Below are 9010 nucleotides of genomic sequence, written 5' to 3'. Positions count from 1 at the left end.
GGACCGGGCGGCCCGGAGGCTCAGGCCGCCAGCGGCTCGGCCAGCAGCGTCACACCCAGCGCGGTCAGCGCCCCGCCGGTGACGCCTTCCACGGCGCGGGTCGTGCCCGGGCGGCGCAGCCACTGCCCGAGGCGGTCCACCAGCAGCGCCACCAGCGGGAACCAGAGCAGAGCCAGCGCGACGACGACGGCGGCGAGCAGCAGAGTGCGTGGCAGCACCGGAGCACCGTCCGGCACGAACTGCGGTAGCAGGCTGAGGAAGAGCACCGGCGCCTTCGGATTGAGGACGTTGGTGAGGAAGCCCTGCCGCAGACTGCGCCCTGTGCCGCCGGCCGGCTGCCCCTGCGGATCCCGCGCGGCGAGCGGCGGACGCAGCGCGCCGCGCACCGCCCGTACACCCAGATGGAGCACATAGACCCCGCCCGCGATCTGCAGCGTCCGGTACAGCACCGGCACGGCGACCAACACAGCCGCGAGCCCGGCGACCGCCAGCGCGGTGTGCACCAGCAGTCCCCCGGCGACCCCGACGGCGCAGGCCACACCCGCACGCCGGGAGGCGAGGGCGTTGCGTACGACGACGGTGAAATCTGCGCCCGGCATGGCGACCATGCCCGCTGCGACCCCCGTGAAGGCGACCAGTTGTGCGTCCATACCCGCCATCCTGGACCCGCAGCGGCCTTAGCTTGTACTTGCAATCTTCAGGGTCTGCCTAAAGCAATGCTTAAGGGGATGCATGTACGACCCGACACGGCTGGCGGCGCTGGTGGCGGTCGCCGAGGCCGGTTCGATCACCCGCGCCGCCGCCCGACTGGGCTACACCGCACCCGCGCTCTCCCAGCAGCTGGCCAAGCTCGAGCGGGAGGCGGGGGCGCCCCTGCTGGTGCGGCACCACCGCGGGGCCCGGCTGACGGCCGCGGGCGAGCTGCTGGCGGCACGGGCCCGCCGGGTTCTGGACGAGATGGACCAGGCACGGCACGAACTGGCCCGGCTGGCCGGTCTTTCCGGCGGGCGGCTGTGCGTCGGCACCTTCACCACGGCCGGTATCCATCTGCTGCCGCCGGTTCTGAGCGCCTTCCGCCGGGCGCACCCGGACGTGGAACTGACCGTCGCGGAGTACGAGCCGCCGGGCGGGGTCCTGGCGGTGGCGGCCGGCGAGGTGGATCTGGCGCTGACCCATACGTACGAACCGGCCGAGCCGGCTCCCCCGCCGGCGGGTGTGGCTCTGGAACCGCTGCTCGTGGAGGAGTTGGTGCTGGTGACGGCACCCGGTCATGCGCTGGCGGGCGGCTCGGGCAGGCTACCGGTGGCCGATCTCGCCGGGCAGCCGCTGGTCAGCAGCGCAGCCTCGCATCCGCCGCGCAGGGGCGTGGAAGGTGCCTTGGCGCGGGCCGGTGCGACTCCTGCCGTGGCGGTCGAGTCACCGGGCTATGCGCTGGTGTACGCACTGGTCAGTGCGGGGCTCGGCGTGGCGGTGGTGCCGGAGATGGTCGCCGCGATGGCCGCGACGCCGCTCGGTGTACGGCAGTTGGAACCGGCGGACTTCCGGCGGACTATTTCGGTAGCACACCGGGGCGAGGCATCCTCGCCCGCGGCCGAGTCTCTGCGTGCCCTGCTGCGCGGCGCGTTCGGCCGCGCAGCGAACTGACGGCAGGGACAGTGGTGGTCAGCTCTGGACCGGAACGATCCATGGCAGGGCGATCCAGACGGTCTTGCCACCCTCGGGGGTCGGTGCGACGGAGAGCTGTCCACCGCACTCGGCGGTCAGGCTGCGGATGATGACCATGCCGCGGCCGTTGTCCTGGCGTACGGCCGCGGGCAGCCGCTGCGGCCAGCGCGGGTGACTGTCGGTGACGCCGATGCGAAGCTGCTCGTCACGGTCGAGACAGAGGTCCACGGTGAAGGTCGGCGACTGGCCGAAGGTGTGCTGGATGGCGTTGGTGGCGAGTTCGGAAACGATCAGCCGCACTGTGTCGACGGCCTCGGTGTCGATGGGCAGACCCCATTCGGCGATGACGTCTGTGGCGTATCTCCGGGCGGCGGAGACCGAGGCTGGATCACTCGGCAAGGTGACGGAGGCTTCCTGATGGTCGGCCATGGCGACGCTGTCCCTTTCCCACCGGGCCGGCTCCGACTCGTAGCGGATGAAATGCGAGGACGGCCACGGATTGCGCTTCGCGCCAGAGTGCCACCGATCGTGTCGTCAGGGACGGCGATCCACCAAGATATGCATATATCTGTCGCTCAAAGCAGTGAACTCTGCTACGCGAGACCGTATTTGGGCACAGAATCACACCTTGGTCACGACCGGAAGGTCAATGCGACGGAAGCACAACCGGAGAGAGGGCCGGAAGGACGGGAAGGGAGAGCGGGGGATGCAGCACGGTCCCGCGGTACGCCGCCGCAAGCTCGGCGAGGAGTTGCGGAGGCTGCGGCTGGCCGCGGGCCTCACCAGCAGGGACGCCGCACGGCTCGCCGGCTGGCACCAGTCGAAGGTGAGCCGCATCGAGACGGGAATCAGCGGGGTCAGGACATCGGACGTGACTCTGCTGCTGGATGTGTACACGGTGGCCGATCCTCAGCTTCGCGCGCTGCTCGAGACCTTGGCCGGTGCGGCCGACGGCATGGGCAGCGGCTGGTGGCACGCGTACCGCGGACTCATCCCGCCCGAGTACCGGGACTTCATCAGTCTGGAGGACCAGGCATGCGCCGCGCGGACACTGGAGACCTCGGTGGTGCCCGGACTGCTGCAGACGCCGGACTATGCCCGCGCGGTGACCCGGGCGGCGCTGGCGGATCTGCCCGCCGCCACGGTGAACTCGCTGGTGGAGGTGAGGCTGACGCGCCAGTCGGTGCTCCGCGCGGAGCAGCCGTTGGAGCTGTGCGCGGTGCTCGACGAGGCGGTGCTACGGCGCGAGGTGGGCGGCCGGCGGGTGATGCGGGAACAGTTGCGGGGGCTGGCGGAGACGGCCCAGCTGCCCCATGTGCGGCTCCAGGTGCTGCCGTTCTCGGTCGGCGGCTATGTCGGCCTCACGGGCCCTTTCGTTATTTTCTCTTTTCCGAACACTTCTGATCTGGACGTGGTTGTTCTCGACCACTTGACGAGTAGCCTCTACCTCGAGCGGAAAGAAGACCTTGAGGTGTACTGCGCCGCCTTCCACGCGATGCAGGCGCGGGCCCTTGCACCCGAGGACTCATTGGATCTCATCGCACGGATCAGTGACGGCTCGTAGGAGGCACCCCCATGTCCGACTGCCTCGCACAGGACGGCTTAACGTGGCGGCGCAGCAGCCGCAGCACGGGAATGAACAACTGCGTCGAGGCGGCCCGGCTGCCCGACGACACACTCGCCGTACGGGACTCGAAGAACGTCGCGCGTCCGGCGCTGCGCTTCTCCCCGGCAGCCTGGTCGCGCTTCCTCGGCGCGCTCCACGAAGGGAGCGTCACCTGACCGGAGCGGTCCCGGTGATCGTGGCAATCGCCGAATCGACCTGCTGATCCGTCAGATCGGCCCGTGCCGTGAGCCTGATCCTGGAGATGCCGTCCGGCACCGACGGCGGCCGGAAGCAGCCCACGACAAGTCCGGCGGTACGGCAGTCGGCGGCCCAGCGCAGAGCGGCCTCCGGTGACGGCGCCCGCACGGAGACGACGGCCGCGTCCGGGCGTGCGGCGGTCAGACCGGCGTCCGTCAGTCTGCGGTGCAGCGTCCCGGCGACCGCGCGGGCCCGGCCGGCCAGCTCGGGCTCGCGGCCCAGCAGCCGCAGGCTCGCCAGGGCGGCTCCCGCCGCGGCCGGAGCCAGGCCCGTGTCGAAGATGAAGGTGCGCGCGGTGTTGATCAGGTGGTCGATGACCCGGGCCGGGCCGAGGACCGCCCCGCCCTGGCTGCCGAGGGATTTGGACAGGGTCATCGTGGCGACGACGCCACGGTGGCCCGCGATACCCGCGGCGTCCAGCGCTCCGCGGCCGCCTTCGCCGAGTACGCCCAGCCCGTGCGCGTCGTCGACGAGCAGCGCGGCACCGTACTCCCGGCAGGCTTCGGCGAGGCCGGGCAGCGGCGCGGCGTCGCCGTCCACCGAGAAGACCGAGTCGGTGACCGCGAGGGCCCGCTGCCCGCAGTGCGCGTCGAGTGTCTTGCGTACGGCATCGACATCGGCGTGCGTCACGACCGCGGTCTCCGCGCGGGAGAGCCGGCAGCCGTCGACGATCGAGGCGTGGTTGCCCGCGTCGGAAACGATCAGTGAGCCGCGGCTGCTCAGCGCGGTCACGGCGGCGAGGTTCGCGGCATACCCGGAGGACAGGACGAGGGCGGCCTCGAATCCGCAGAAGGCAGCCAGTTCCCGCTCGAGCTCGGCGTGGAGCGCGGTGCTGCCCGTGACCAGCCGGGAGCCGGTGGCCCCCGCGCCCCAGCGGCGGGCGGCCTCGGCCGCCGCCTCGGTGACCTCGGGGCGGCGGGTGAGGCCCAGATAGTCGTTGCTGGCGAGATCCAGCAGCTCGGAGTCCGCGACGCGCGGCCGGAGCGTACGCACGAGGCCGGCGCGCTCACGGCGGCGCGACTCGTCGTCGATCCACTCGAAAGGATCCTGGGGCATGGTGGTCCGGTCCTTTTGTAGGCAGCGCACAGACCCTAACCGGAGCGGCTCGAGGAAACGGGTGTGGCCATGCACACACCTCAAACATGCTCTGTTGTGGAGTTCCTCCTTGGCCGAGGCGTGTGCCGTACGTCAGGATCTGGGCCATGGACCTGCTGAACACGCTGGTGGAGAAGGGGCTGCGGCGCGAGCTGCCGACCCGTGAAGAAGCGCTCGCCGTTCTGGCGACCTCCGACGACGATCTGCTCGAAGTGGTGGCCGCGGCCGGCAAGGTGCGCCGCCAGTGGTTCGGGCGACGGGTGAAACTGAACTATCTCGTCAATCTGAAGTCGGGGCTGTGCCCCGAGGACTGCTCGTACTGCTCGCAGCGGCTCGGGTCCAAGGCGGAGATCCTCAAGTACACCTGGCTGAAGCCCGACGAGGCCTCGCAGGCGGCGGCAGCCGGTGTCGCCGGGGGCGCGAAGCGGGTCTGCCTGGTCGCGAGCGGCCGTGGCCCGACGGACCGGGATGTCGACCGGGTCTCGAAGACCATCGAGGCGATCAAGGAGCAGAACGAGGGCGTCGAGGTCTGCGCCTGTCTCGGGCTGCTCTCCGACGGACAGGCGGAGCGGCTGCGGGACGCGGGCGCCGACGCGTACAACCACAACCTCAATACGTCCGAGGGGACATACGGGGACATCACCACCACCCACACGTACGCCGACCGGGTGGACACGGTGCACCAGGCCCAGGCCGCGGGTCTGTCCGCGTGCTCCGGGCTGATCGCGGGCATGGGCGAGAGCGACGCGGACCTGGTCGACGTCGTCTTCTCGCTGCGCGAGCTCGACCCGGACTCGGTGCCGGTGAACTTCCTGATTCCCTTCGAGGGCACGCCGCTGGCCAAGGAGTGGAACCTCACCCCGCAGCGCTGTCTGCGGATTCTCGCGATGACGCGCTTCGTCTGCCCGGACGTCGAGGTACGGCTCGCGGGCGGCCGCGAGGTGCATCTGCGCTCGATGCAGCCGCTGGCGCTGAACCTGGTCAACTCGATCTTCCTCGGCGACTATCTGACCAGCGAGGGCCAGGCGGGCAAGACCGACCTCGACATGATCGCGGACGCGGGCTTCGAGGTGGAGGGCACGGACACGACGACGCTGCCGGAGCACCGGGGCGGGGGCTGCGCGTCGGTGTGCGGCGGCGGTGACGCCACTGCCACCGGCACTCCGGCGGAGACCTCGCCCGAGGTCCCGGCAGCGCGTACGGATCTGGTCGCGGTACGCCGCCGGGGCGCCGGCACGGATCTCGCGCCCAATGCCTGAGCCCGCCTACGACGCCCGCGAGCTGCTGGCGCTGGACCGGGCCCATGTCTGGCATCCGTACGGACCCATGCCGGGCCGTACGGACCCGCTGATCGTGGAGTCCGCGTCCGGCGTACGGCTGCGGCTGGCCGAACCGGTGCACGGGCAGCGCGAGTTGATCGACGGCATGTCGTCCTGGTGGTCGGCGATCCACGGCTACAATCACCCGGTCCTCAACGAGGCGGCGCACGGCCAGCTGGAGCGGATGAGCCACGTCATGTTCGGCGGGCTCACCCATGAGCCCGCCGTGCGGCTGGCCACCGGGCTGGTCGAGATCACGCCCGAGCCACTGCGGCATGTCTTCCTCTGCGACTCGGGCTCCGTCTCGGTCGAGGTCGCGGTCAAGATGTGCCTGCAGTACTGGCGCTCGACCGGCCGTCCGGCCAAGCAGCGGCTGCTGACCTGGCGCGGCGGCTACCACGGGGACACCTGGCAGCCGATGTCCGTGTGCGACCCCGAGGGTGGGATGCACGGGCTGTGGTCAGGGGTGCTGCCGCGGCAGATCTTCGCGGAGGCGCCGCCGGCGCAGTTCGAGGAGTCGTACGCGGCGGACCTGCGGGAGCTTGTCGCGCGGCACGCGGACGAGCTCGCCGCGGTGATCGTGGAGCCGGTGGTGCAGGGCGCGGGCGGGATGCGGTTCCACTCCTCCGAGTATCTGCGGGTGCTGCGGGAGGCCTGCGACGAGCACGGGGTGCTGCTGATCTTCGACGAGATCGCGACGGGGTTCGGGCGCACGGGTGCGCTGTTCGCGGCCGAGCATGCCGGGGTCTCGCCGGATGTGATGTGCCTGGGCAAAGCGCTGACCGGCGGCTATCTCACGATGGCGGCGACGCTGTGCACCTCGAGGGTGGCCGAGGGCATCTCACAGGGCGAGGTCCCGGTCCTGGCGCACGGCCCGACGTTCATGGGCAACCCACTGGCCTCGGCAGTCGCGTGCGCGTCGATCGACCTGCTGCTCGGCCAGGACTGGCGGCAGGAGGTCAAACGGCTTGAGGCGGGCCTGCGGGACGGGCTGGCCGGGGCCGAGGCGCTGCCGGGCGTGAAGGAAGTGCGCGTGCTGGGCGCGATCGGCGTCGTACAGCTCGACCACGAGGTGGACATGGCGGCGGCGACGGAGGCAGCGGTACGGGAGGGCGTGTGGCTGCGGCCGTTCCGCGACTTGCTGTACACGATGCCGCCGTATGTGACGGGCGACGGGGATGTGGCGCGGGTGTGCGGGGCGGTACTGGCGGCGGCGCGGGCGGGCTGAGCGAGGACTGTTGCCTTCCGCTGCCCGCCCTTCCCGCGTCGCGTCCGGCGGACAGCTCCGCTCCCGGCGGCGGGGGCCATGTGCCTCACCGCGCACACGAACACAGAAAGGTCAGTGAACAGCCATGGCAGTCATCGTCGTCACCGGGACCGGGACCGAGGTCGGGAAGACCGTCGTCACGGCCGCCGTTGCCGCGGCGGCACGGGCGCAAGGGCGGTCCGTTGCCGTGGTCAAACCTGCGCAGACCGGGGTCGGGGCCGGCGAGGCCGGCGACGTGGACGAGGTGATGCGGCTGGCAGGGGATGTCGAGGGCGTCGAACTCGCGCGATTTCCCGAGCCCCTCGCGCCCGCTACCGCCGCACTGCGGGTGGGGATGGAGCCGGTAAGGCCCGAGCAGGTCGTCGAGGTCGTCGAGAAGCTGGCCTGCGCGCACGATCTCGTCATCGTCGAGGGCGCAGGCGGGCTGCTCGTGCGGTTCGACGACGACGGCGCGACCCTCGCCGATGTCGCCCGGCTGCTCGGCGCGCCCGTGCTGGTCGTCGTCCCCGCCGGGCTGGGAACGCTCAACACCACCGCGCTGACCGCCGAGGCTCTGCGCGCGCGGGAGTTGGAGCAGCTCGGCGTGGTGATCGGGAGCTGGCCCGCCGAGCCCGACCTGGCCGCGCGGTGCAATCTCGCGGACCTGCCCGAGGCCGCCGGCGCGCCCCTGCTCGGTGCGGTGCCGGAGGGGGTGGGCGCGCTGGCTCCCACCGAGTTCCGGGCGCGGGCGGCGAGTTGGCTCGCGCCGCGCCTCGGTGGATCCTGGAACGCCGACGCGTTCGGCGCCGCCGTACGCTGACCGGCGTACGCTGACGGCCCTACGCCGGCCGCCGTACGGGCACGGATCGGCGGGATCGTCTCCGGCTGCCGCGACCGGGCGCGACCCATCCGCTTCCGGGCGGCGCTTCCGGGCGGCGCTGCCGGGCGGCGATCCGGCGGACCGCGGCGCCGACCGGTCGTACACCGATCCGTCCGGTCTCGTAAGGGCGGCCACCGTCCAGCGCGTCCCCGACGGCGAGGCCGTCAAAGAACTCTCCGTGGCTCGAGCGGCTGACTGACGCCGTACCGGGGGAGAATGGCGGTGTGACCGGCTCGCCCGTCCCAAGGAGGCCCGCGATGCGTGTGCGCAGCACCAATGTGCCCCGGGACGCCGTCCACCATCCGGTTTTCGCGCGTGTCTACGCCAAATTCAGTGTGTCGGCGGACAGCAGAGCGGGAGTCGCCACCTACCGCCGTGAGCTGCTGTCCGGTCTCTCGGGCCGGGTGATCGAGATCGGCGCGGGCAACGGTCTGAACTTCGCGCACTATCCGTCGGCCGTCTCCGAGGTGGTGGCGATCGAACCCGAGCGCACCCTGCGGAAGTTGGCGGTGGACGCCGGGCAGCGGGCCGATGTCCCGGTGGATGTGGTGCCGGGCGCGGCGGAGGCGCTGCCGGTCAAGAGCGAAGCTTTCGACGCGGCCGTGGTCTCCCTGGTGCTGTGCTCCGTACGGGATGTGCGGCGGGCGCTCTCCGAGATCAGACGGGTCCTGCGGCCCGGTGGTGAGCTGCGGTTCTTCGAGCACGGGCTGGCCGACGGCCGGACCTTGGCGAAGACCCAGCGCGCCCTGGACCGTACCGTCTGGCCGTTGTTCTTCGGCGGGTGTCACACCGCGCGGGACACCATCGCCGAGATCGAGGCCGCCGGCTTCGATCTCGGGGTGTACCGCAGGCTGCGGGTGCCGGAGAAGGGGCCTATGACGCCCGCGTCGCCCTGCGTCCTCGGCGTGGCGAGGCGGCCCGTCGGTGATTGAGCCAGACCG

At 71.4% G+C, this 9010-nt stretch carries 10 protein-coding genes; 7 read left to right on the top strand and 3 right to left on the bottom strand.

The window, feature by feature from the left end:
• Window positions 1-20 precede the first annotated feature (20 nt).
• Window positions 21-650: a LysE family translocator gene (locus ACWDZ6_RS31465; protein ID WP_451505539.1), complete on the bottom strand. Its 630-nt coding sequence runs from the start codon at window positions 648-650 to the stop codon at window positions 21-23.
• A gap of 82 nt (window positions 651-732) precedes the next feature.
• On the opposite strand from ACWDZ6_RS31465, the gene ACWDZ6_RS31460 reads away from it, so the two are divergent.
• Window positions 733-1644, top strand: a complete 912-nt coding sequence (locus ACWDZ6_RS31460; RefSeq protein ID WP_451505538.1) for a LysR family transcriptional regulator — start codon at window positions 733-735, stop codon at window positions 1642-1644.
• 18 nt (window positions 1645-1662) lie between these two features.
• Here ACWDZ6_RS31460 and ACWDZ6_RS31455 read toward each other — a convergent pair whose 3' ends face one another.
• Window positions 1663-2094, bottom strand: a complete 432-nt coding sequence (locus tag ACWDZ6_RS31455) for an ATP-binding protein (protein ID WP_451505537.1) — start codon at window positions 2092-2094, stop codon at window positions 1663-1665.
• Window positions 2095-2371: 277 nt separating this feature from the next.
• On the opposite strand from ACWDZ6_RS31455, the gene ACWDZ6_RS31450 reads away from it, so the two are divergent.
• Window positions 2372-3229: a helix-turn-helix domain-containing protein gene (locus ACWDZ6_RS31450; protein WP_451505536.1), complete on the top strand. Its 858-nt coding sequence runs from the start codon at window positions 2372-2374 to the stop codon at window positions 3227-3229.
• An 11-nt stretch (window positions 3230-3240) separates the two neighbouring features.
• Window positions 3241-3447 carry a DUF397 domain-containing protein gene (locus ACWDZ6_RS31445; RefSeq protein ID WP_451505535.1) on the top strand — a complete coding sequence of 69 codons (207 nt, stop codon included), beginning with the start codon at window positions 3241-3243 and terminating at the stop codon, window positions 3445-3447.
• Here the strand turns inward: ACWDZ6_RS31445 and ACWDZ6_RS31440 are convergent.
• Window positions 3440-4585 (bottom strand): 8-amino-7-oxononanoate synthase, encoded by a 1146-nt coding sequence (locus ACWDZ6_RS31440; RefSeq protein ID WP_451505534.1) that lies wholly within the window; start codon window positions 4583-4585, stop codon window positions 3440-3442. The genes ACWDZ6_RS31445 and ACWDZ6_RS31440 overlap by 8 nt on opposite strands.
• A gap of 146 nt (window positions 4586-4731) precedes the next feature.
• On the opposite strand from ACWDZ6_RS31440, the gene bioB reads away from it, so the two are divergent.
• The 4 genes from bioB (at window position 4732) to ACWDZ6_RS31420 (ending at window position 9001) form a co-directional block, all read left to right on the top strand.
• On the top strand, window positions 4732-5883 hold the full coding sequence (bioB, locus tag ACWDZ6_RS31435) for a biotin synthase BioB (protein WP_366732603.1): 1152 nt from the start codon (window positions 4732-4734) through the stop codon (window positions 5881-5883).
• Window positions 5876-7171 (top strand): adenosylmethionine--8-amino-7-oxononanoate transaminase, encoded by a 1296-nt coding sequence (locus tag ACWDZ6_RS31430; protein ID WP_451505533.1) that lies wholly within the window; start codon window positions 5876-5878, stop codon window positions 7169-7171. Before bioB ends, ACWDZ6_RS31430 begins: the two co-directional genes overlap by 8 nt.
• A gap of 124 nt (window positions 7172-7295) precedes the next feature.
• Complete coding sequence (gene bioD, locus ACWDZ6_RS31425) at window positions 7296-8009, top strand: dethiobiotin synthase (protein WP_451505532.1); 714 nt, start codon at window positions 7296-7298, stop codon at window positions 8007-8009.
• Between the two features lie 317 nt (window positions 8010-8326).
• Window positions 8327-9001 (top strand): class I SAM-dependent methyltransferase, encoded by a 675-nt coding sequence (locus ACWDZ6_RS31420; protein WP_451505531.1) that lies wholly within the window; start codon window positions 8327-8329, stop codon window positions 8999-9001.
• Window positions 9002-9010: the final 9 nt, after the last annotated feature.

It is taken from the genome of Streptomyces sp. NPDC002926, assembly GCF_053591755.1.
The sequence above is the reverse complement of the archived record's forward strand: the minus strand, read 5'-3'. Positions and strand labels throughout refer to the sequence as shown.